At 66.4% G+C, this 20971-nt stretch carries 18 protein-coding genes; 10 read left to right on the top strand and 8 right to left on the bottom strand.

Features of this window, described 5'->3' with window-relative positions; translation table 11 throughout:
* Positions 1–44 precede the first annotated feature (44 nt).
* Entirely contained in the window at positions 45–773 is a 729-nt protein-coding gene (locus OIE68_RS29640) for a hypothetical protein (RefSeq protein WP_327094334.1), read from the bottom strand.
* Between the two features lie 845 nt (positions 774–1618).
* Between OIE68_RS29640 and carD the strand changes: the two genes are divergently transcribed.
* The 6 genes from carD (at position 1619) to OIE68_RS29610 (ending at position 6179) form a co-directional block, all read left to right on the top strand.
* Positions 1619–2107, top strand: a complete 489-nt coding sequence (carD, locus tag OIE68_RS29635; protein WP_040686206.1) for an RNA polymerase-binding transcription factor CarD — start codon at positions 1619–1621, stop codon at positions 2105–2107.
* Between the two features lie 2 nt (positions 2108–2109).
* Positions 2110–2814 carry a 2-C-methyl-D-erythritol 4-phosphate cytidylyltransferase gene (gene ispD / locus OIE68_RS29630; protein WP_327094333.1) on the top strand — a complete coding sequence of 235 codons (705 nt, stop codon included), beginning with the start codon at positions 2110–2112 and terminating at the stop codon, positions 2812–2814.
* 2 nt (positions 2815–2816) lie between these two features.
* Positions 2817–3284 (top strand): 2-C-methyl-D-erythritol 2,4-cyclodiphosphate synthase, encoded by a 468-nt coding sequence (ispF, locus tag OIE68_RS29625; protein ID WP_040686208.1) that lies wholly within the window; start codon positions 2817–2819, stop codon positions 3282–3284.
* A gap of 64 nt (positions 3285–3348) precedes the next feature.
* Positions 3349–4776 carry a cysteine--tRNA ligase gene (gene cysS, locus OIE68_RS29620; protein ID WP_327094332.1) on the top strand — a complete coding sequence of 476 codons (1428 nt, stop codon included), beginning with the start codon at positions 3349–3351 and terminating at the stop codon, positions 4774–4776.
* Entirely contained in the window at positions 4776–5753 is a 978-nt protein-coding gene (rlmB, locus tag OIE68_RS29615; protein ID WP_327094331.1) for a 23S rRNA (guanosine(2251)-2'-O)-methyltransferase RlmB, read from the top strand. The genes cysS and rlmB overlap by 1 nt, the downstream gene beginning before the upstream one ends.
* A gap of 147 nt (positions 5754–5900) precedes the next feature.
* Entirely contained in the window at positions 5901–6179 is a 279-nt protein-coding gene (locus OIE68_RS29610) for a DUF4190 domain-containing protein (protein WP_327094330.1), read from the top strand.
* A gap of 9 nt (positions 6180–6188) precedes the next feature.
* Here the strand turns inward: OIE68_RS29610 and OIE68_RS29605 are convergent, their stop codons facing one another.
* Both OIE68_RS29605 and OIE68_RS29600 read right to left on the bottom strand, forming a co-directional pair.
* Positions 6189–6998 (bottom strand): enoyl-CoA hydratase/isomerase family protein, encoded by an 810-nt coding sequence (locus tag OIE68_RS29605; RefSeq protein ID WP_327094329.1) that lies wholly within the window; start codon positions 6996–6998, stop codon positions 6189–6191.
* A 245-nt stretch (positions 6999–7243) separates the two neighbouring features.
* The gene (locus OIE68_RS29600) at positions 7244–8413 is read right to left on the bottom strand and encodes an acyl-CoA dehydrogenase family protein (protein WP_327094328.1); all 1170 of its coding nucleotides are present in this window, start codon (positions 8411–8413) and stop codon (positions 7244–7246) included.
* 233 nt (positions 8414–8646) lie between these two features.
* Here OIE68_RS29600 and OIE68_RS29595 point away from each other — a divergent pair, with 233 nt between their 5' ends.
* Positions 8647–9168 (top strand): hypothetical protein, encoded by a 522-nt coding sequence (locus OIE68_RS29595; RefSeq protein WP_327094327.1) that lies wholly within the window; start codon positions 8647–8649, stop codon positions 9166–9168.
* Positions 9169–9585: 417 nt separating this feature from the next.
* Here the strand turns inward: OIE68_RS29595 and OIE68_RS29590 are convergent, their stop codons facing one another.
* The 5 genes from OIE68_RS29590 to kstR all read right to left on the bottom strand — a co-directional run bounded on the left by OIE68_RS29590 (position 9586) and on the right by kstR (position 16349).
* Complete coding sequence (locus tag OIE68_RS29590; RefSeq protein ID WP_419150816.1) at positions 9586–10422, bottom strand: metal ABC transporter permease; 837 nt, start codon at positions 10420–10422, stop codon at positions 9586–9588.
* Positions 10423–10451: 29 nt separating this feature from the next.
* Positions 10452–11360: a metal ABC transporter ATP-binding protein gene (locus OIE68_RS29585; RefSeq protein ID WP_419150815.1), complete on the bottom strand. Its 909-nt coding sequence runs from the start codon at positions 11358–11360 to the stop codon at positions 10452–10454.
* A 62-nt stretch (positions 11361–11422) separates the two neighbouring features.
* Entirely contained in the window at positions 11423–12304 is an 882-nt protein-coding gene (locus tag OIE68_RS29580; protein WP_327094324.1) for a metal ABC transporter solute-binding protein, Zn/Mn family, read from the bottom strand.
* Between the two features lie 191 nt (positions 12305–12495).
* Complete coding sequence (otsB, locus tag OIE68_RS29575) at positions 12496–15066, bottom strand: trehalose-phosphatase (RefSeq protein WP_327094323.1); 2571 nt, start codon at positions 15064–15066, stop codon at positions 12496–12498.
* 614 nt (positions 15067–15680) lie between these two features.
* Positions 15681–16349 (bottom strand): cholesterol catabolism transcriptional regulator KstR, encoded by a 669-nt coding sequence (kstR, locus tag OIE68_RS29570; protein WP_327094322.1) that lies wholly within the window; start codon positions 16347–16349, stop codon positions 15681–15683.
* A gap of 120 nt (positions 16350–16469) precedes the next feature.
* On the opposite strand from kstR, the gene OIE68_RS29565 reads away from it, so the two are divergent.
* From OIE68_RS29565 to OIE68_RS29555, 3 genes are read left to right on the top strand one after another with little or no spacing between them, the layout of a single operon-like run.
* Positions 16470–18698, top strand: coding sequence for an acyl-CoA dehydrogenase (locus tag OIE68_RS29565; protein WP_327094321.1), 2229 nt, complete (start codon positions 16470–16472; stop codon positions 18696–18698).
* A gap of 25 nt (positions 18699–18723) precedes the next feature.
* Positions 18724–19788: an acyl-CoA dehydrogenase family protein gene (locus tag OIE68_RS29560; RefSeq protein WP_327094320.1), complete on the top strand. Its 1065-nt coding sequence runs from the start codon at positions 18724–18726 to the stop codon at positions 19786–19788.
* Entirely contained in the window at positions 19773–20933 is a 1161-nt protein-coding gene (locus OIE68_RS29555) for an acyl-CoA dehydrogenase family protein (RefSeq protein WP_327094319.1), read from the top strand. The genes OIE68_RS29560 and OIE68_RS29555 overlap by 16 nt, the downstream gene beginning before the upstream one ends.
* Positions 20934–20971 lie beyond the last annotated feature (38 nt).

The following is a 20971-nucleotide window of genomic DNA, read 5'->3' as shown; positions in this document are numbered from 1 at the left end:
TTGCGTCGGCAATCCTACTGCGCAGTCTCCCTCAGGAGATCTGATCAGTGGCCGCCCTTGTGCTCGCCCTCGGTCGCGGCGGTCTGGCCCTCATGCCGTTCGGTGACCGCACCGGCGTCGACCGGGACCTGCACGGTCACGGTGCCGTTCTGCTTGAAGTTGAACGTCACCGGGTAGGTGAGGCCGGGGATGATGTCCTTGGTCAGACCGGTGATCTCGATCAGACCCGGCTTCTTCTCCGGATCGACGGCGGTCTTGTCGTCGGCCGGGCCGGCGCCGTGCGAGCCGGGCGCGGCGCTGGTGGTCGGCGCGGCGGAGCTGCTCGGCGTCGCACCGTGCTCATCGGACTTGGCGGCGGTCGCGGTGGTGGGGGAGGTCGCCGCGACGATGGTCTGCTGCGGGGCGATCCGGAAGGCCGAGGCGCCTGCGGGCGGGGTGATCTTCACGGTGCCCAGGTCGGTGGTGATGCTGGTCAGCTCGTCGGTGACGGTCTCGCCGTTGTTGACAACCGACAGCGCGACGATCGCCTTGCCGCCCTTGTCGTTGGTGTAGTCGGTGCCCGTGGCCGGGAAGACGATGTGCACATTGCGCAGCGAGATCCGGTCGATGTCGGCGTGATTGCCGTTGACCGCGGCGACCTGGGTCGCGGTCTGCGAGATCTGGCCTGCACTACAGCCGGACAGCACGAGCGCCGCTCCGGCGGCGAGCACGGCAACCGAAACCATGCGACGACGCGCCCCTGTCGAGGCGGTCACAGCTTTCAGGGCAGTCACGGGTTGTCCCTCCATGTCGACCGGGCTCACTCCGCTAGGGAGAGTAGTAACTAGGCAGCGTAGTAGTAGCCTCCGCAGCGCGGGCGCGCGGGCTCTGTCTAATTGCAGCGCCTGCGGCGCTGCGTGTTCGCGGCCCCTGGTGTCTCGCGTCCGAGCCGTCGAGACTTGCGCCTGCGGCGCATGCGCTTCGACGGCTCGGACGCGAGACGGGCCGCGAACGGGTCGCTCGTAAGACTCGCTCCGTTGGGGTCGTTGATGGTGGATCGTTCGGCCGCCGATGCGCACGGGCCGGATGGTCGAGTCCTACACGTGCAGCGCAGGCACTTCAGCGACTCGGACGCGAGACGGGTCGCGAACGGGTCGCTCGTAAGACTCGCTCCGTTGGAGTCACTGATGGTGGATCGTTCGGCCACCGATGCGCACGCGCCCGATGGTCGAGTCCTACACGTGCGGCGCACGCGCTTCGACGGCTCGGACGCGAGACGGGTCGCGAACGGGTCGCTCGTAAGACTCGCTCCGTGGTGGCCGGGTTCGGGGCGTGTTCGCGGACACTTTGTCGGCTCGTGGTTCCCAGGGCTGGATGGGTTGGACACCCTGGCGGTTGGCATCCGTTAGGTAACGGTTTTCCGAGAACGCGGCGCAGTTGCGGACACGCTGCTGGGTTCGCGGACCGTCCGGTGTGCTATCCGCGCCGGTCGATAACCTGTTCTGGCACAACGTAATGCACACCGCGCCGGTTCTGTCAACCCCCGCGGTTGGCTCGTTGTGGCCCTGACCTGCACAGTTGATCGCGCCGTTACCGAGTCGCATGTTAAACTGTGAACATCGAAAGGGGCACGGGACACATGATTTTTAAGGTCGGAGACACCGTCGTTTACCCCCACCACGGAGCGGCGCTGATCGAAGCAATCGAGACTCGCACCATCAAGGGTGTGCAGAAAGAGTATCTGGTCCTGAAGGTCGCCCAAGGTGACCTGACTGTTCGCGTTCCCGCAGAGAACGCCGAATATGTCGGCGTGCGCGACGTCGTCGGCCAGGAGGGTCTCGACCGAGTCTTCCAGGTGCTGCGTGCGCCGCACACCGAAGAACCGACTAACTGGTCTCGCCGCTACAAGGCCAACCTGGAGAAGCTCGCCTCCGGCGATGTGAACAAGGTGGCCGAGGTCGTTCGCGACCTGTGGCGTCGGGAGCAGGACCGCGGTCTGTCTGCGGGTGAGAAGCGGATGTTGGCCAAGGCCCGTCAGATCCTCGTCGGTGAGCTCGCGCTCGCCGAGGGGACCGATGACGGCAAGGCCGAGACGCTCCTCGATGAGGTTCTCGCCGCGGCTTCCTGACCGTGAACGTTTCTAACAACGACGGATCCGTCGTTGCGTTGGTGCCTGCCGCCGGCCGTGGCGTTCGTCTGGGTGAATCGACACCCAAGGCGTTCGTCACGGTCGGCGGCACACCTATGGTCCGGCTGGCCGTCGACGGCCTGATCGCCTCCGGGGCGGTCGACCGGATCATCGTGATGGTCCCCACCGAACTCGTCGAGAGCGCCGTTGCCCTGCTGCCGCCCTCGGAGTCGGTGCGCGTGGTCATCGGCGGCGCCGAGCGCACCGATTCGGTGCGCTGCGGTATCGCCGCCGCCCCCCATGCCGCCCACTTCCTCGTGCACGACGCCGCCCGCGCATTGACCCCGCCCGAGCTGATCGCCCGGGTCGTCGCGGAACTGCGCGCCGGTGCCGAAGCCGTGGTGCCCGCATTGCCGGTGGTCGACACCATCAAATCCGTCGACGCGCGCGGTGAGGTCACCGGTACGCCCGACCGCGCCGGTCTGCGCGCCATTCAGACTCCGCAGGGTTTCGCCGCCGACTTGCTGCGCGCGGCCTATGCCGATGAGCGCCTGCAGGCCACCGATGACGCCGGGCTGGTCGAACTGCTCGGCACCCGGGTCCGCACCATTCCGGGCGACCCCATGGCTTTCAAGATCACCACCCGGCTCGATCTGCTGCTGGCAAATGCCGTGCTGGACGGTGCGCGGATGGCGGGCCGGTCATGAGTATGCGCGTCGGCATCGGCAGCGATGTCCATCCCATCGAAGCGGGCAGGCCGTGCTGGATGGCGGGTCTCCTCTTCGACGGCGACGACGGCTGCGCCGGACATTCCGACGGCGATGTCGCCGCGCACGCACTGTGCGATGCGCTGCTTTCCGCGGCCGGACTCGGCGATGTCGGCGCGGTTTTCGGCACCGGACGGCCGGAATGGGCAGGCGTTTCCGGCGCGGCCATGCTCAAAGAAGTGCGAAGGCTCCTTGACGAGGCGGACTTCGAAATAGTCAACGCGGCGGTCCAGGTGATCGGCAATCGGCCGAAGATCGGACCGCGTCGTGCCGAGGCCCAAGAGGTGCTCGGCGAGCTGCTCGGCGCCCCGATCTCGGTGTCGGGCACCACAACCGACGGCCTCGGGCTGACCGGTCGCGGCGAGGGCATTGCGGCAGTGGCTACCGCCCTGCTACAAGAGTGTCGCTGATCCAGCTCCCGCCGACCTGAGCCGCTCCGTGAACGGCCTTATCTACCAGCTAGGATCGACTTCCGTGACTCTGCGCCTTTTTGACACCGACACGCGGACCATGCGCGATTTCGCGCCACTGGTCCCCGGCCGTGCCTCGGTGTACCTCTGTGGCGCCACCGTGCAGGGGGAACCACATATCGGCCATGTGCGCAGCGGAGTCGCATTCGACGTACTACGGCGCTGGCTACTCGCACACGATTACGACGTGTGGTTCATCCGCAATGTCACCGATATCGAGGACAAGATCCTGACCAAGGCCGCCGAAGCGGGTCGGCCCTGGTGGGAATGGGCCTCCACCTACGAGCGCGCCTTCGACAACGCCTACCAAACCCTCGGCGTACTGCCGCCTTCGGTAGAGCCACGCGCGACCGGCCATATCACCCAGATGATCGATCTGATGCAGCGGCTGATCGAACGCGGGCACGCCTATGCCTCGGAGGGCAACGTCTACTTCGACGTGGTCAGCTATCCGGAATACGGCAGCCTCTCCGGGCACAAACTCGATGACGTGCACCAGGGTGAGAGCGCCGGTGCGGGCAAGCGCGATCCGCGCGACTTCACGCTGTGGAAGGCCGCCAAACCCGGCGAGCCGACCTGGCCGTCGCCGTGGGGTCCCGGTCGGCCCGGCTGGCATCTGGAATGCTCCGCGATGGCCGAGTTCTACCTCGGCTCCGAATTCGATATCCATTGCGGCGGAATGGATCTGGTCTTCCCGCACCACGAGAACGAGATCGCCCAGTCCAAGGCGGCCGGTGCCGGTTTCGCGCAGTACTGGCTGCACAACGGCTGGGTGACCATGGGCGGCGAGAAGATGTCCAAATCGCTCGGCAATGTGCTCTCGGTGCCTAATGTGCTGAAAAAGGTTCGGGCCGTTGAACTTCGGTTCTACCTGGGCAGCGCGCACTACCGCTCGATGCTGGAGTACTCGGATAAGGCGCTCTCCGATGCCGCGGCCTCGTATCAGCGCATCGAGGCGTTCGTACATCGGGTGGCCGAGCGGGCCGGTGAGATCGCGGTCGGCAAGTGGACCGATGCGTTCGCCGAGGCGCTCGACGACGATCTTGCGATTCCGCGGGCCCTGGCCGAGGTGCACCGTGTTGTGCACGAGGGCAATAAGGCGCTGGAGTCGGGCGCGATCGATGAGGCGGTCGAATTGGCCGGGCAGGTCCGGGCCATGCTCAATATCCTCGGCGTCTGCCCGTTCGACCCTCAGTGGTACACCCCACAGGACAATTCCGTGGCGCTGGATGCCCTGGACGTCCTGGTGCGTGCCGAACTCGACCGCCGCCAGCAGGCGCGCGCCGCGAAGGACTGGGCCAGCGCCGATGCGGCGCGGGACCGGTTGCAGGCCGCCGGAATCGAAGTGACAGATACCGCACAGGGTCCGGAATGGTCGCTGGGCGCGGCACAGCATTCGCCGGGCGCGGTACAGCGTGGAAAGGCGAACTGATGGCAGGTAATTCGCAGCGTCGAGGCGCGATTCGTAAGGGCAGCAGCAAGAAGGGCGCGGTCGTCGGCTCGGGTGGACAGCGTCGGCGCGGTCTGGAACCGCGCGGTGCGACCCCGCCCGCCGAGGCGCGCACCAAACATCCCGCCGCCAAGCGTGCGGCGGCAAAGGCGAAGGCCGCCGCGCAAGGCAGGCCGGGGCCGCGCGGTGGCACGCGCCCGGCCGGACGCAAGAGCGACGACGGTCCGGAGATGGTGCTCGGCCGCAATCCGGTCGTCGAATGTCTGCGTGCGGGTGTGCCCGCGACCGCGCTGTACGTCGCGGTTGGCACCGAGAACGACGACCGGCTCACCGAAAGTGTGAAGATTGCCGCAGATGCGGGAATTTCGATCCTCGAGGTGCCGCGCACCGACCTGGATCGGCTGAGCGCCAACGGACTGCATCAGGGTGTTGCGCTGCAGGTGCCGCCCTATCGGTACGCCCATCCGGATGATCTGGTTGCGCGGGTCCAGGATTCGGCCGAACCCGCGCTGCTGGTGGCGCTGGACAATATTTCCGATCCGCGCAATCTCGGCGCGGTGATCCGTTCGGTGGCCGCCTTCGGTGGCCAGGGTGTGTTGATTCCGCAGCGGCGCAGCGCGAGCGTGACCGCGGTGGCCTGGCGGACCAGTGCCGGTGCCGCCGCCCGGCTTCCGGTCGCTCGCGCGACAAATCTCACTCGCACACTGAAGGATTGGGCTTCGCGGGGGTTCCAGATCGTCGGTATGGACGCGGGCGGTGACACCATTCTCGATGATTTCGACGGCAGCATTCCCACCGTGATCGTGGTCGGTTCGGAGGGCAAGGGCCTGTCCCGGCTGGTTCGCGAGACCTGTGATTCGATCCTCGGCATCCCGATGGCGGGTCCGGTGGAATCGTTGAACGCTTCCGTGGCGGCCGGCGTCGTACTCTCCGAGATCGCGCGTCAGCGCCGGGCCTGAGCCCCGGAAGCCGGCTGGCTCGCCGGCGAATCGGCGACGGGTTCGAACCGCAACGGGCGGACCGCAAGTCAGCGATCGCGGTCGATCGGACGAATCGGCTGCCGGGGTTGAACCGCAAATCGACTCCGGCCCCGTAGAATTCGACTCGTGGTCATCCCGAACCAGGCTCCCAAGGAGACGATCGAGCATCCGCATGCGACGGCCGTGCTGGCGCTCGGTGCGGCGAGTGTGTTCTGCTGCGGTGTGCTGGGACCGGTGGCGTGGGCGCTCGGCAGACGCGCGCTCGACCAGATCGAGGAATCCCACGGCGGTTACGGCGGCCGCGCCCAGGTGCTGGTCGGCTACGTCCTCGGCGTTGTCGGCACGATCCTCATGGTCTGCATGGCGATCGTTTTTCTGCTCATCCTGATCGGCGGCCGCGCGTAAGCAAGCGAGTCAATCCAGGCTGGGCCGTTGGTTTTCGCCCTTGCTGTCCCAGGCCGGCCATTCCTCGCTGATTCTGCCGGTCCAATTGGGCTGACGGCGATCCCGGAAGGCCGCCATCGCCTCACCACCGTCGATGCTCTTGCCGACGTGCTCGTTCAGATCGGTCTCCAGTTGACCGACCATGGCCGGGCTCATGCCGAGGCTCTCCCATAGCAGCCGCTTCGACAGTGCCACCGGCAGCGGCGCCGCCCCATTCGCGATGTCGTGGGCGATGGCGAGTGCCGTCGGCAGCACCTCGCCCGCGGGCAGGCAGCCATTGGCCAGGCCCATGGCCTTGGCCTCGTCGCCATCGAAGGTGCGACCGGTCAGCATGATGTCGGCGGCATTGGCCATGCCGACCAGCCGCGGCAGCGTCCAGTGCGCGTAGCCGTCGGCGAGTACCCCGCGACGCACCTGATTGAGTCCGTAGACGGCGTCCTGTGCCATGTACCGCAGATCGCATTGCAGGGCCAGCGCGAGTCCGATACCGACCGCATGCCCGTTCACCGCCGCGATCACCGGTTTGCGCACCCGCCACGGCGCCGGTTCGATGGTCGCGCTGACCTCGCCGACCCGGTTGGACAGATCCGCGCCCGCGCAGAACGCGGGCGCCGTGCCGGTAATGATGACCGCGCGAATTGCATCCTCGACATCGCATCGCTGTAGTGCCGCACTCAATTCGGCGGCCATGGCCGGCGTGACGGCATTCTGCTGTGCGGGTCTATTGAGCGTGAGGACGGCGATGCCCGCGGAGACATCGACGAGCAGTTCCGAACTCATGTCACTGGATGGTAGTCGACCCGCGCGGCTGCGTGCCCGTCCCGACGAAGGCCGTTCAAGCACTGATCACCCCCACGGAGCGAGTCTTACGAGCGACGTTCGCGGCCCGTCTCGCGTCCGCGCCGAAGGCGCGGCCATCGAACACAGCCGAGTCGTCGAAGCGCATGCGACGAAGTCGCGAGTCTCGACGGCTCGGACGCGAGACACCAGGGGCCGCGAACACGCAGCGCCGAAGGCGCTGCCATTCAACCCAGCACATGGCGGCCGATGGCGTATTTGTGTACCTCGGTGGGGCCGTCGTAAAGACGGAAGGCGCGCATGTCGCGAAAGATCATTTCGACGACCGTCTCATCGCTGATGCCGATGCCACCGAGCACCTGGACGCAGCGGTCGGCGACCTTGAACAGCTCCTCGGAGACGTATGCCTTCGCGATCGAGCTCTCGTGCCTGGCCTTCTCGCCCTGGTCCATCAGCCAGCAGGCGTGCCAGATGGTGAGGCGGCACTGATGCAGTGCGATCTCGTTATCGGCCAGCATGAACGACACGCCTTCGTGGTCGCCGATCGGTTTGCCGAAGGCGGTGCGGGTCCTGGCGTATTCGACGGCGATGGACTGTGCGCGTTCGGCCGCACCGAGCCAGCGCATGCAGTGGGTGAGCCGGGCCGGGGCCAGTCGCAGCTGGGCGTAGCGCAGCGCCTTACCGGTCTCGCCGAGCAGCGCGTCCTTGGGCAGCACCAGATTTTCGAAGCGCACCACGCCGTGACCGCCGACGTAATTGCGGTCCATGGTGTTCATGGTGCGTTCGATGACGATGCCGGGCTGGTCGCCCTCGGTCAGGAACAGCGTCGGGCCGTCGGGCACATGGGGGTTCGGTGCGACCCGTGCCATGATGATCCAGGTCTTCGCGCCGTCCGCGCCGGTGATGAGCCATTTGCGGCCGTTGATGGTGAAGTTCTCGCCGTCGAAGACGGCCTCGGTGGCCAGCTGATTCGGATCCGAACCCGCGCCGTCCGGTTCGGTCATGGCGAAGACGGTGCGCCGGTGTCCGGCGACGGCGGGTGCGAGGTGGCGCTCGACCTGTTCCGGGTTGGCGATCTTGGAGAGCAGGAACATATTGCCCTCGTCGGGCGCGGCGCAGTTCATGGCGACCGGGCCGAGGGTGGACCAGCCCGCCGCCTCGTAGATCACGGCCTGCTCGATATGGGTGAGGCCGCGCCCGCCGAGGGCCTCGGGGGCCTGCACGGTCAGCAGTTTCTCCGCGCGGGCCAGCTCGACGAGTTCCTGGCGCAGTTCGTCGGTGGGGCCGTGCGAGGTGAGTCGCGGATCGCGCTCGAAGGGGACGATCTTGTCGATGACGAACTGTCGGACCCGGTCGCGTTCGGCGGCGAGTTCGGCGGGAATCGTGAAGTCGATCATTGGTCACCATTCGTTCGATGGGGCGCGTGGGTCGAGCATACGAAACCGAGGCAGTGCGACTGAAGGCGACTGCCATCAAACAAGGTAATCGGCCGCTATGTCCCTGTTTACCTGCGCTGATTCCTGATGTCAGCGCGGGCCGACCAGGTGTCAGCGCGCTGTCAGCGCGGCGGGAGATCGTTCGGTCATTCGAGGAGCCCACTCGACGAACAACTCGATGAGGAGAAATCGCCATGATGACCGTCGCCGCCGTCGCCCAGCTGCTGATCGCTCTCGCCTTCGTCAGCATCCCGCTGGTACGCCACCGCTACGGGGCCGCCGCCCAGACCGCCGCCGATGCCGAATTGGCCCGTCAGGATGTGCGCCCCGGGGTCCTCGCGGAGAACGGTATGCGGTTCGACGCCGGTGGCCATGAGACTTGGGCCCCGGTCGGGATCGCGCTGGTGATGACCGCGATGGCCGTGCTGAATCTGGCGGGCAACGACTGGGGCCGGACGCTGTCGTTGGTCTTCCAGGTGCTGGTTCTGCTCGGCAATGTCGCGATCCTGTACAGCAACCTGACGGCCGCCAAGAGCGTCCAGGCCGCCTTCGCCCGCAAGGGCGACCCGGAACTGGCCCGCATCGACGTCCGGAACCTCCTCGACGTGGCCGGAGCCGCCTTCCCCCGCTGGGTGACCCCGTATCTCCAGAACCTGCGCCACGTCATCGTCTTCGGTGGTTCGATCGTGGTCCTGATCGCCCTGTTCACGGCCTGATCCACCGCACAGGCCAGGTGCTCGCCCAGCGCGAGCACCTGGCCTGTGCGCCATGGTCCCGCACGGGGTGCGCCATGGTCCCGCACGGGGTGCGCCATGGTCCCGCACGGGGTGCGCCCGGCAACCGGTACGCGCTGGGACCGATCGGGGAGCGGTGCTACGCATATGTTGGCGCGCCACGCATGGATTACCGACTATTTCGTGCGGGGCGGGCAAATGCCCGCGCGGCAATCGGCGGGCGCGCGCTGTCATCCGCACGGCCCACCATGGTCCCGCCCAGGGCGCGCTGTGCCCCGTAGTCCGGATGCGTACTGGGCCTATCTGGGAGCGCCGCGCAAATATTTGCGCTTCACACATGGGGTTGCCGGCTATTTCGTGCCTTGTGGGCAAACAGGTACGCGGCATCCACGCGGTTTGTCAGCGGGCACGGGCGGCCTGACGGCGTCGGGGACCGATGACTCGGCAGACCAGGTAGATCAGGAAGGAGATGGTGGTGACAAAGGTGGAGACCGGGACGCCCGGCGCGAGCGACAACAGGATGCCGCCCACCGCCGCCGTTTCCGCGAACACCACCGCCAATACCGTGGCGCGCACCGGATTCGCGGTCAGCTGCGCCGCGGCGGCCGCGGGCGTGATGAGCAGCGCGAGCACCAGCAGCGCGCCGACGATCTGCACACCGAAGGCCGCGGTAATACCGAGCATGACCGCGAACACCACCGAAAGTGTCCGCACCGGAACCCCGCGTGCGAGTGCGACTTCGGGATCCGAACTCGCGAAAAGTAGCGGCCGGTACACCACCGCAAGTACGGCGAGTACCAAAACGGTGCAGGTCAGCAGCAGTGTCAACCCGTTGTAGCCGACGCTGACCACCTGACCCGTCAGCAGCGAGAATTTCGATCCGGCGCGTTCGGGACCGAGCCACAGGAAGAGCACCGAGAGTCCGAGTCCGAACGACAGCACCACCGCGATCACCGAATCGCGTTCCCTGGCTTTGGTTCCGAGCAGACCGAACAGCACCGCCGCCACCACCGAGCCGACGATCGCGCCCAGCCCGACTCCGATTCCGGCGAGCAGCGCGGCGGCCGCGCCGGTCAACGAGAGTTCGCTGGTGCCGTGTACCGCGAACGACATCTGCCTGCTGATGATCAGTGGCCCGATCACACCGGCCAGCAGTCCGAGCAGCGCGGCCGCGAATACCGCCTGCTGGACGAAGGAATACGAGAGCAGGTCCGCGGTGGTGGTGAAGTCGAACATCTTCGAGACGACATCGGACAGCTTGTCGTTCACGAACGAACCCCAGCCGATTCGGGCAGCTCGTCGGAAAGCGTTGCGCAGTGTTGGGCACCGGCCGCACCGAGCGCGTCCATGGTGTCGCCGGTGCCGACGACGACCAGCCGCCCGCGCACCCGCAGCACATCGACCTCGGTCTGGTACAGCTCCGAGAGCACTGCCGAGGTCATCACCTCGTCCGGCGTGCCGATCCGGAACTTCCCGTCGACCAGATACAGCACCCGATCCACCAGCGGCAGAATGGGATTGATCTCGTGCGTCACGAAAAGCACTGCGGTGTCATGGGTTCGCCTGCGTCGATCGATCAGTTCCGAAACCAACCGCTGATTGGCCAGATCGAGGCTCAGCAGCGGTTCATCGCAGAGCAGCACCTTGGGATCGCCGACCAACGCCTGTGCGACCCGCAGCCGCTGCTGTTCGCCGCCGGACATGGATTCCAGTGGCGCATAAGCGAATTTCTCCGCGCCGACATCGGCGATGGCCGCGCGGACCTTGCGCTTGCGCTCGGCGCGACGCCGCAGTCCGAGGCCCCAGCGGTGCCCGTCGACGCCGAGTCCGACCAGATCGACCCCGCGCAGCTGCACACCGGCATCGATCGTCTTCTGCTGCGGCACATAGCCGATATCGGGATTGCCGGCCCGTGCGAGCCCACCCGCGATATCGGCCGTGCCGGAGCTGAGTGCGAGCTGCCCGAGCAGCACCTTCAGCAGCGAGGTTTTACCGGATCCGTTCGGCCCGAGAACCGCGACGAATTCACCGGGCGCGATCTCCAGGTCCAGCCCTTGCCAGAGCGCACGTTCGCCGAATGACAAGCTGGCGGAATCGAGTTTTACGGCGGCTGAGCGGGTATCGGACCGCCGCTCCACCTTGTCGATATCTTCGGTGGTCAGCGCGGCTCCCATTGGCCCACCCGTCACCTGGCCACCACCCCTCACGGAATCGCTATGCGATGCTGTCATAAAGATCAGGCCAGCGCCGCGGCCAAGGCCTGGGCGTTCTTGGTCTGCCACTGAATGTAATCCACGCCGTCAGGCAGCGTTTCGGTAACTTCGACAATGGGTAGGCCATTCGACTGCGCGAGCGCCCGCAAATCCTTGGTGATCTTGTCCTCGGTCTGGATGTTGTAGATCAGCGCGCGAACCTTCTTACCGGTCAGCAGATCCTGCGTGGCGGCGACGGCCGCGGGAGCCGGATCGGTCTCCTGCTCGATCGCCTCCTGGAATTCGTGCGGGGTCAGATCCTGGGTTCCGGCGGCGACCAGCAGGTAGTGTGCCAGCGGTTCGGTCTGCAGCACCGGGGTCTTGGGGTGCTCGCCCGCGATCTTGGTGGCGATGGCGGTGATCGCGGTCAACTGGCTCTTGAACGCGGCGGCGCGGTCGGTGTAGGCGGCGGCATGGGCTGAGTCGATTTCGCCGAGGGTGCTCGCGATCCGGTCGGCGACCGTGCTCACCGTGCCGATGTCGTAGAAGACGTGCTCGTTCTCGTCGCTCTTGTCGGCGCGGGATTCGAATGCGTCGACGGTGCGCTTGTCCTTGCCCTGGATCGCCTTCTCGATGAACTCGTCATAGCCGCCGCCATTGAAGACGACCAGATCGGCATCGCTGATCTTGGCCGATTCCACGGCCGAGGTCTCGTGCGAATGCGGATCGGCGGCGGGATCGGTGATCAGCGCGGTCACGGAGGCATCCGGGCCCGCGATGGTTGCCGCGATATTGCCCCAGACATTGGTGGATGCGACGACGTTCGGCTTATCCGAATCCTTCGAACTACCGCATGCGGTGAGGGCCAGTGCGGTGGCCACCCCCACGGCGATACCGGCGAATTTGATGGCAATCCGTGTGCTCACGCGCGGGGTACTCCTGGCAGTACGGCAGATCTGAGCGTGCTCTAGATCATAATGGAAATCGTTACCAATTGAACTGTAGCAGGAGGCCCTGTTCAGCACGAGTCGATGTTTGCCGCATCACTTCGTGGGTGGATACGGGCCGGGCCCGCGAACCGATCGGTTCGCGGGCCCGGAACTGTATGGCGGTCGGCTCAGACGAACGCTTCCACCGGCTTACCCAACAGCTGTGCACAGCGCAGCAGGCCGAGATGGCTGTATGCCTGTGGATGGTTGCCGAGTGAGCGCTCGGCGACCGGGTCGTACTCCTCGCTGAGCAGACCAGTCGGTCCGGCGACATCGACCAGCTGCGCGAACAGCGCCTCGGCATCCGAGCGCTTACCGATCAGCAGATACGCCTCGACCAACCAGGCCGCGCACAGGTGGAAGCCGCCCTCGCCGCCGGGCAGTCCGTCGTCGTGGTGGTACCGGTACACCGTCGAGCCGCTGCGCAGCTCCGCCTCGGTGGCGACGACCGTCGCCGCGAAGCGTGGATCCGACGGGTCGATCAGTCCGCTGAGGCCGATGTGCAGGGTGGCCGCGTCCAGATCGGTGCCGTCGTAGGCGGCGGTGTAGGACTGGACGTCGTCGTTCCAGCCCTTGGACTTCACCTCGTCGGCGATGGTGTCGCGCAACGTGATCCAGAGCGGATCGATCTGACGCTGGAACCGCTGCGCGAGTGTGATCGCCCGGTCCACGGTCAGCCAGCCCATCACCTTCGAGTACACGTGGTGGCGCGGGTTGCCGCGGATCTCCCAGATGCCGTGGTCGGGTTCCTGCCAGCGCCGCTGCACCGCGGAGACCATGGCGTGCACCAGTTCCCAGTCGGCGTCGGGCAGTGCCTTGGCCGGATCGGTCAGCCCCTTCGCCTCGCGGCCGTGCGCCAGTGATGCGATGAGATCGACGATCGGACCGAAAACATCGAGCTGCACTTGCATATTCGCGGCATTGCCGACGCGGACCGGACGCGAACCCGCATAGCCGGGCAGCTGATCGATCGATGCTTCGGGCGGCAGGGTTTCGCCGTAGAGCGTGTACAGCGGGTGCAGGCGCTCCGGCCCGGGCAGCGTCTCCAGGACCCCATGCACCCAGCCGAGGAATTCCTCGGCCTCGGTCAGCGACCCGAGTGACACCAGTGCCTGTGCGGTGAGCGAGGCATCACGCAGCCAGCAGTAGCGGTAGTCCCAGTTGCGTACGCCACCAATATCTTCCGGCAGCGAGGTGGTGGCGGCTGCCAGGATGGAACCCGACGGCGCGTGCACCAGCCCGCGCAGCGTGAGTGCCGAACGCTTCATCAGATCCGGCTTCAGCGGCGGCAGTTGCAATTTGGCCGCCCACTTGGACCAGTAGTCCTCGGCATCCCTGCGCCGCTCCGGTTCGCTGACCATGGCGGGCGCGAGATCCTGGGTGCCGCAGCGCATTTCCAGCACGATCGGGCCACGGGACGGATCGACGACGGCGCGCGCGGAGCTGTGCATACCGTCGGAGTGGATCTGCCAGTGCACACCGGGCGAGCGCAGCACCATCGGGTCATTGGTGCCGACCACGCGCAGTCCGTTCGATTCGATTTCGATGCTGACCGGTACCTGACCGAATTCCGGTCGGGGCGCGAAGGTTACGACCGCCTTGGCATCGCCGGTGATCACTCGGGTCAGGTCGGTGCGGGTGGGCGCCACATCGTGCGGCAGGTAGTCCACCACTTGCAGTTTGGCCCAGCGGGTTTCGACGGTCATCGTGCCGTCGACGTAGCGCTGCGACAGCGGCAGCCCGGGACGTTCCGGTTCGATGGTGAAGTGTCCGGCCTGCGGTCCGCCGAGCAGATGGGCGAAGACCGCGGCCGAATCGGGTTCGGGGTGGCAGAACCAGGTGACAGTCGCGTCGGGTGTGAGCAGCGCCACCGAGCGCGGACTGGCCAGCATGCTCAGCCGCTCGATGCGCGGCGCGCTCGCGCCCGCCAACCAGGTGCGCCGTTCCTCGAGCAGGTAGGCCAGCGCCCAGGACACCGCCTCGGTGGTGTCCACCCGGTATTTGGCCAGGCTCTCGCCGTCGCCGACCTTGATGCCGACGTCGGGGCCCGAGAGCATCCGGAAGGCCTTCTCATCGGTGACATCGTCGCCGAAGAACACCGCGGCCGAAGCGCCCTCCTGATGCCGGACGGTATCGAGCGCGACGCCCTTATCTGTCTGGATCACCGCGAGCTCGATAACCGATTTACCCTCGGTCACCTGCACGCCGACCCAGCAGGCCGCACCCTGGCGCACCGCCTTGAGTGCGCGCAGCCCGATTTCCGGACTCGCATTGCGCACATGCAGCGCGACGCTGGCCGGTTTGATCTCGACGCTGGCGCCGGGATTCTCCGAAGCGATCTGCGTCAGGCTGGTCTGGACCTCGACCAGCAGTTGTTTGGCGTCATTGTCGATGGCGTGCACGAAACCCACATCGAATTCCGAACCATGACTACCGATAAGTTGCACCTCGACCGGAAGTCGCGACAATGCCGCGAGATCTCGCAGGGCACGGCCGGAGATCACGGCGGCGGTCGTTCCGGTGAGACCGGCAAGCGCTCGTAGCGCGCTTACCGATTCCCGATGCGGAAAAGCTTTTGCCGGGTCGGACACGATGGGTGCGATCGTCCCGTCGTAGTCCGATGCGACCAAAAGCCGTGGCACGCGCGCGACCGTCGACAGTGCACGGCGAAGTTCCAGTGGCAGATCCTGTGCGCTCACGCATCCAACCTAGTGATCGGAGGAGTTTTTTCCGGGGCACGCGTGACAATACTTTGTTGAATTTGCCGCACCGAAGCGCGCCGCGTGGCGTGCGCAGTGTTGGATTTGCAGCGCCTGCGGCGCTGCGTGTTCGCGGCCCCTTCTGTCTCGCGTCCGAGTCGTCGAGACTCGCGCCTGCGTCGCATGCGCTTCGACGACTCGGACGCGAGACGGGCCGCGAACGGGTCGCTCGTAAGACTCGCTCCGTTGGGGTCGTTGATGTGGTGGATCGTTCGGCCGCCGATGCGCACGCGCCGGATGGTCGAGTCCTACACGTGCAGCGCAGGCACTTCGACGACTCCGACACGAGACGGGCCGCGGACGGGTCGCTCGTACGACTCACTCCGTTGGGGGCACCGACGGCGGATCGTTCGGCCGCCGATGCGCACGCGCCGGATGGTCGAGTCCTACACGTGCGGCGCATGCGCTTCGACGGCTCGGACGCGAGACGGGCCGCGAACGGTCGCTCGTAAGACTCGCTCCGTCGGGGTTGCGTCAGCGGTGGATGTGACTGAAATTACGGCTGGCCGCTGGGCCGTATGGGCGCATGTGTCGATTGTTCAACTGCTCGGTTGCTAGCGGCTACCGGCGCCATTATCGCCGAGCAGTAGATCCACGGTGAGTTCCAGTCGCTCGGTCACATCGGTGGCCGAGGCGCGTCTGGTCAGCCAGGCGACCAGATTCGACAGCCAGACATCGCTTATCACCCGCGCGATCGCCAACTGGCGTTCGGTGGGCTCGCCGTCGTTCATGGCCCTGGCGAATACTCGGTCCATCACCTTGCCGACCCGGTCGACCTCCGCGGCGGCCGAGGCGTCGGCGAACATGAACGCGCGCGTCATCGCCTCGGTGAGCAAGGGGTCGCGCTGCATCATTCGGGTGATCTGGGTCAGCAGCAGATGCATGCGCTCGTTCGGCGTCTGGCCGGCGAGCGGTTTGCGTTTGCCCTCGATCTGCTCGAATTCCCGTGAGAGCGCGGAAACGAGCAGATGCACCTTGGACGGGAAATACCGGTACAGCGTGCCGACCGCGACATCGGCGCGTTCGGCCACCGCGCGCATCTGCACCGCGTCGTAACCACCCTTGGAGGCCAGTGCGAGCGTCGCATCCAGAATTCGCTTACGCCGTTCCCGCTGCGCGGCCGAGCTGAGCTCGTCCTCGCTCAGCGTCGTGACCGTCGCGGTGGCCGATGCTTGCCCGGCCGCATTCGAATCGGCTGGCTGCGATCGGGAGGGACTGGCCATTGATGAGAGTCCTTTCCTGCATTCCGGCAACGGGCATCGGTCGTCTCTTGACTTCCGCCCAGCTAGGATATTAGAACATGTTCTAGGTGTGGGAGTCACGCCGGAAAGGCGGTACGGACTGTGACCATCGCCACCACTGACGAGCATAAAGCCGTTCAGGAGTCGATGCGCGGATGGGCCGGATCGGTACGTCCTATTGCAACAATGCGGGACGAGCCGACGGACTTCTGGCGCGCTTATTGGCCGGGGTTGGCGGACTTCGGAATTTTCCGGGTCGCCATTGCCGAAGCGGCCGGTGGCCACGGTGGATCGGTCGCCGACCTCGCGGTATTGGTCGAGCAGGCGGCACACGATCTGGTCGGTGGGCCGGTGCTGTCCACCGCATTGGCGAACCTGGTCACCGCGGGCGCGCTCGCCGAGGATATGCCGTGCGGAGTCGCACTCGACTTCGTTGTCGGGGACGTGGAGAACATACCGGCCGCATCCGAGGAGTTGTTGCTCACGGGTGTCTGGGAATCGGTACTCGGCGCCGCGCCGGGCACCTCGGTGCTGTTGCCGGTGCGGACGCCGGATGGGTTGCGCTGGTGCGTGATCGGACCCGAAGCCGAGGGTCTGCGCATCGAGGCGCTGGCACCTGCTGACCTGAGTACGCCACTGGCGCGTGTGCACTGCGCCGAGGTACGAGTGCCTGCGGACCGGGTGTTCGAGTCCCCGCATGCGGTGGAAGATCTACTAGCGGTATTGGTTTCGGCCGAACTCGCCGGTGTGGCGGGCTGGTGCTTGGAGACCGCCGTCGAATACGCCAAGGTGCGTGAGCAATTCGGGCGCAAGATCGGCTCTTTCCAAGCGCTCAAACACATTTGCGCGTGGATGCTCTGCCGGGCCGAGCTGATCCGTTCCGTCGCGGCCGATGCCGCGGCCGCGGTCGACGAGGGCGGTGCGGAACTGCCCATCGCGGCCGCCATCGCCGCCGCGATATCGCTGGACGCCGCGGTCGAGACCGCCAAGGACTGCATTCAGGTGCTCGGTGGCATCGGTTTCACCTGGGAGCACGACGCGCACTTCTACCTGCGTCGGGCCACCGCACTGCGGCAGCTGCTCGGTGGATCGGCGCGCTGGCGGGCCAGGGTCACCGAGCTGACCCGGGCCGGCGATCGCCGGACCACCGGTGCGGACCGGGTGTTCGCCTCTGCGGCGCGAGCGACGAGCCCGGAGGAGGCAGCGGAGCGTAACCACGGAGGGGCCCGGGAGCGCCGCGAATCGAACACAGCTGGTGTCGAGGTCGACGACAGCAATGCGAACGAGCTGGCCGCCGAGGTGGCCGCGATCGCCGCGCTGCCGGTCGATCAGCGGCGCGATGCGCTGGTCGACGCCGGGCTCGCCATGCCGCATTGGCCCGCACCGTACGGGCGTGGCGCGAATCCCATGACGGGCCTGGTGATTTCGGAGGAACTGCGGCGCGCGGGCCTGGAGTCGCCGGATCTGACGATCGGCGGCTGGGCCATCCCGACCTTGCTGCAGCACGGCACCCAGGAGCAGATCGACCGGTTCGCATGGCCGACGCTGCGCGGCGAGGTGGTCTGGTGCCAGCTGTTCAGTGAGCCGGAGGCCGGTTCGGATCTGGCCGCGCTGCGCACCACCGCCAAGAAGGTCGACGGCGGTTGGCTGCTGCGCGGACAGAAGGTGTGGACGTCGCTGGGTGATCGCGCGAATTGGGCGATCTGCCTGGCCCGCACCGATCCGGACGCACCGAAGCACCGTGGTATCAGCTACTTCCTCGTCGATATGCGCAGCGCCGGACTCGAGGTGCGGCCGCTGGTGCAGATCACCGGGGAGGCGCGCTTCAGCGAGGTCTTCCTCGACGATGTGTTCGTGCCTGACGACGGTCTGGTCGGCGCGCTGAACAACGGCTGGAAGATCGCCCGCTCGACCCTGTCGACCGAACGAGTCGCCATGGGCGGCAACGGGATCGGGCCGGTGCTGGAGGAGCTCATCGCCAAACTGCCCGCCACCGGGCCGGGGGCGGAGCTATTGAACGATCGGCTCGGCGGCTTCGTCGCCGATGCGATCGCTGGACTGTTGCTGGAACAGCGTGCCGCGGTTCGGATGCTGGCGGGCGGTGATCCGGGAGCACAGAGTAGCGTGCGCAAGCTCGTCGGTGTCCGGCACCGCCAGGCGGTTGCCGAATTCGCGGTGGAAACGGCAGGTCCAACCGGTGCGCAGGACTCAGAGGTGGTAAAAGAGTTCCTGCTCACGCGCTGTTTGTCGATTGCTGGTGGAACCGAGCAGATTCTGTTGACCGTGGCCGGTGAGCGAATCCTCGGACTACCTCGCGATGCAGACAGCTAGTCGACCAACCAACTGGGAGTAAAGCGTGGACTTCACCCGGGACGAGGGCCAGGACGCCGTGGCCGAGGTCGTCGTGAGTTTGCTGGAGCGTGAACCCGCACGCGATATCGAGCTGTGGCCGAGTCTGATCGAGACCGGACTGCTCTCGCTCGCGCTGCCGGAGCGGTTCGGCGGTGACGGTATGGGCTTGCCGGAGGTCTCGGTCCTGTTGACCGAACTGGCCGCCGATGCGGTGGCGGTGCCCGCCTTGCCGACCCTCGGCTTCGGCCTGCTGCCGCTGCTGTCCGGATTGCCGGCCAGCGTCGCCGAGCGGGTCTATCCGGAGGTCGCCAAGGGCGCGGTGCTCACCGCCGCGCTCAGCGAGCGCGCGAATCCGTTCGTGGTCAAGCCGGAGACCACCGCGGTTTCCGATGGTGACACGGTGCGAATCACCGGTCGCAAGGTGGCGGTGCCGTATGCGGAGCAGGCGCGTTGGCTCTTGGTTCCGACGAATTCCGGTATCGCACTGGTTGATTCGGATTCGATGGGGCTCACCCTGACGCCGTCACCGGTTTCCGGCGGGATTCCGGAATGTTCGGTGCGCCTGGACCAGGTCGAGATTCCGGCCGAGCAATTGCTGCCCGGCGGCATCGGTGAACTGCACCGGTTGGCCATCGCATCGATCGGCGCGACCGCGGACGGACTGCTCAAAGGTGCGCTCGTGCTCACCGCCGAGCATTTGCGGACCCGACGGCAGTTCAATCGGCCGCTCGCCGAATTCCAAGCCGTCGCACAGCAGATCGCCGATGTGTACGTCGTCTCGCGGACCCTGCACGCCGCCGCGGTTTCGGCGAGCTGGGCACTGGCACAGTCCGATTCGACGCCGCCGCATCAAGAGCGCATCGATGACGACCTCGATGTGCTCGCCTACACCGTGGCGTCGGAACTGCCCGCCGCCATGCAGAAATGCCATCACTTGCACGGTGGCCTCGGGGTCGATGTGACCCATCCGATGCACCGCTACTACTCGCAGGCCAAGGACATCGCCCGCTGGCTCGGCGGCGAATCGTTCCGACTCGATCGATTGGGGGCCAGATGTTCATCGACCTGACCGCGGAGCAACGCAAGCTGCGCGATGAATTGCGCGCGTACTTCGCCGATCTCGTGACTCCCGAGGAGGAGGCCGAGATGGCGATCAACCGCCACGGTGACGCCTACCGTGCGGTGGTGCGCCGGATGGGTGCGGACGGTTGGCTCGGGGTCGGTTGGCCGAAGGAGTTCGGCGGCCAGGGTTTCGGGCCGATGGAACAGCAGATCTTCTTCAATGAGGCGGTGCGCGCGGATGTTCCGCTGCCGCTGGTCACCTTGTTGACGGTCGGGCCGACGCTGCAGAGCTTCGGCACCGACGAGCAGAAGGCGAAGTTCCTGCCCGGAATCCTTTCCGGCGATGTTCATTTCGCAATCGGCTACTCCGAACCGGAGGCGGGCACCGACCTCGCCTCGCTGCGCACGAGTGCCGTGCGCGACGAATCCGGCGATTGGATCATCAACGGGCAGAAGATCTTCACCACCGGTGCGCATGAGGCCGACTATGTCTGGCTGGCCTGCCGCACCGGCTCGGTCGAGTCACGGCACCGGGGCATCACGATCCTGATCGTGGATACCAAGGATCCCGGCTATTCCTGGACGCCGATCATCACCTGCGATGGTGCGCACCACACCAACGCCACGTATTTCGACAATGTCCGGGTGCCCGCCAACATGCTGGTGGGCGAGGAGAACAAGGGATGGCGACTGATCACCACCCAGCTCAATCACGAGCGGGTGAGCCTCGGCCCGTCCGGCAAGATCGAACAGCTCTACGACCGGGTGCACGAATGGGCCCAGTCGCGGGGTGTGCTCGCCGAGGCCGATGTGCGCCGCTCGCTCGGTCGCATCCACGCCATCGCTCGGCTCAACGAACTGTTGAACTGGCAGGTCGCGGCGACCGTCGACGGTGACCAGGCCACCGTCATCGCCGATGCCTCGGCAACCAAGGTGTATTCCACCGAATCGCTGCAGGAGGCGGGTCGGTTGGCCGAGGAGACCGTCGGGCATTACGGCGATCCGGCCGATCCGGACACCGCCGAACTGCTGACCTGGCTGGACCGCAGAACCAAACAGAATCTGGTGGTGACCTTCGGCGGCGGCGTCAATGAGGTGATGCGCGAACTGGTCGCCTCCTCCGGGCTGAAACTGCCTCGGGTACCTCGATGAATCCGCGCCGATGCGCGGTACGGACGACAACAAGGAGC

Origin of the sequence: Nocardia vinacea (assembly GCF_035920345.1) — a bacterium.
GTDB classification, from domain to species: Bacteria; Actinomycetota; Actinomycetes; order Mycobacteriales; family Mycobacteriaceae; genus Nocardia; species Nocardia vinacea_A.
The sequence above is the reverse complement of the archived record's forward strand: the minus strand, read 5'-3'. Positions and strand labels throughout refer to the sequence as shown.

Bases quoted from the DNA above. Each gene is read 5' to 3' on its own strand.
- carD (WP_040686206.1), top strand. From the start codon at position 1,619: ATGATTTTTAAGGTCGGAGACACCGTCGTTTACCCCCACCACGGAGCG.
- ispF (WP_040686208.1), top strand. From the start codon at position 2,817: ATGCGCGTCGGCATCGGCAGCGATGTCCATCCCATCGAAGCGGGCAGG.
- rlmB (WP_327094331.1), top strand. From the start codon at position 4,776: ATGGCAGGTAATTCGCAGCGTCGAGGCGCGATTCGTAAGGGCAGCAGC.
- OIE68_RS29605 (WP_327094329.1), bottom strand. From the start codon at position 6,998: ATGAGTTCGGAACTGCTCGTCGATGTCTCCGCGGGCATCGCCGTCCTC.
- OIE68_RS29600 (WP_327094328.1), bottom strand. From the start codon at position 8,413: ATGATCGACTTCACGATTCCCGCCGAACTCGCCGCCGAACGCGACCGG.
- OIE68_RS29595 (WP_327094327.1), top strand. From the start codon at position 8,647: ATGATGACCGTCGCCGCCGTCGCCCAGCTGCTGATCGCTCTCGCCTTC.
- OIE68_RS29590 (WP_419150816.1), bottom strand. From the start codon at position 10,422: ATGTTCGACTTCACCACCACCGCGGACCTGCTCTCGTATTCCTTCGTC.
- OIE68_RS29585 (WP_419150815.1), bottom strand. From the start codon at position 11,360: ATGGGAGCCGCGCTGACCACCGAAGATATCGACAAGGTGGAGCGGCGG.
- kstR (WP_327094322.1), bottom strand. From the start codon at position 16,349: ATGGCCAGTCCCTCCCGATCGCAGCCAGCCGATTCGAATGCGGCCGGG.
- OIE68_RS29555 (WP_327094319.1), top strand. From the start codon at position 19,773: ATGTTCATCGACCTGACCGCGGAGCAACGCAAGCTGCGCGATGAATTG.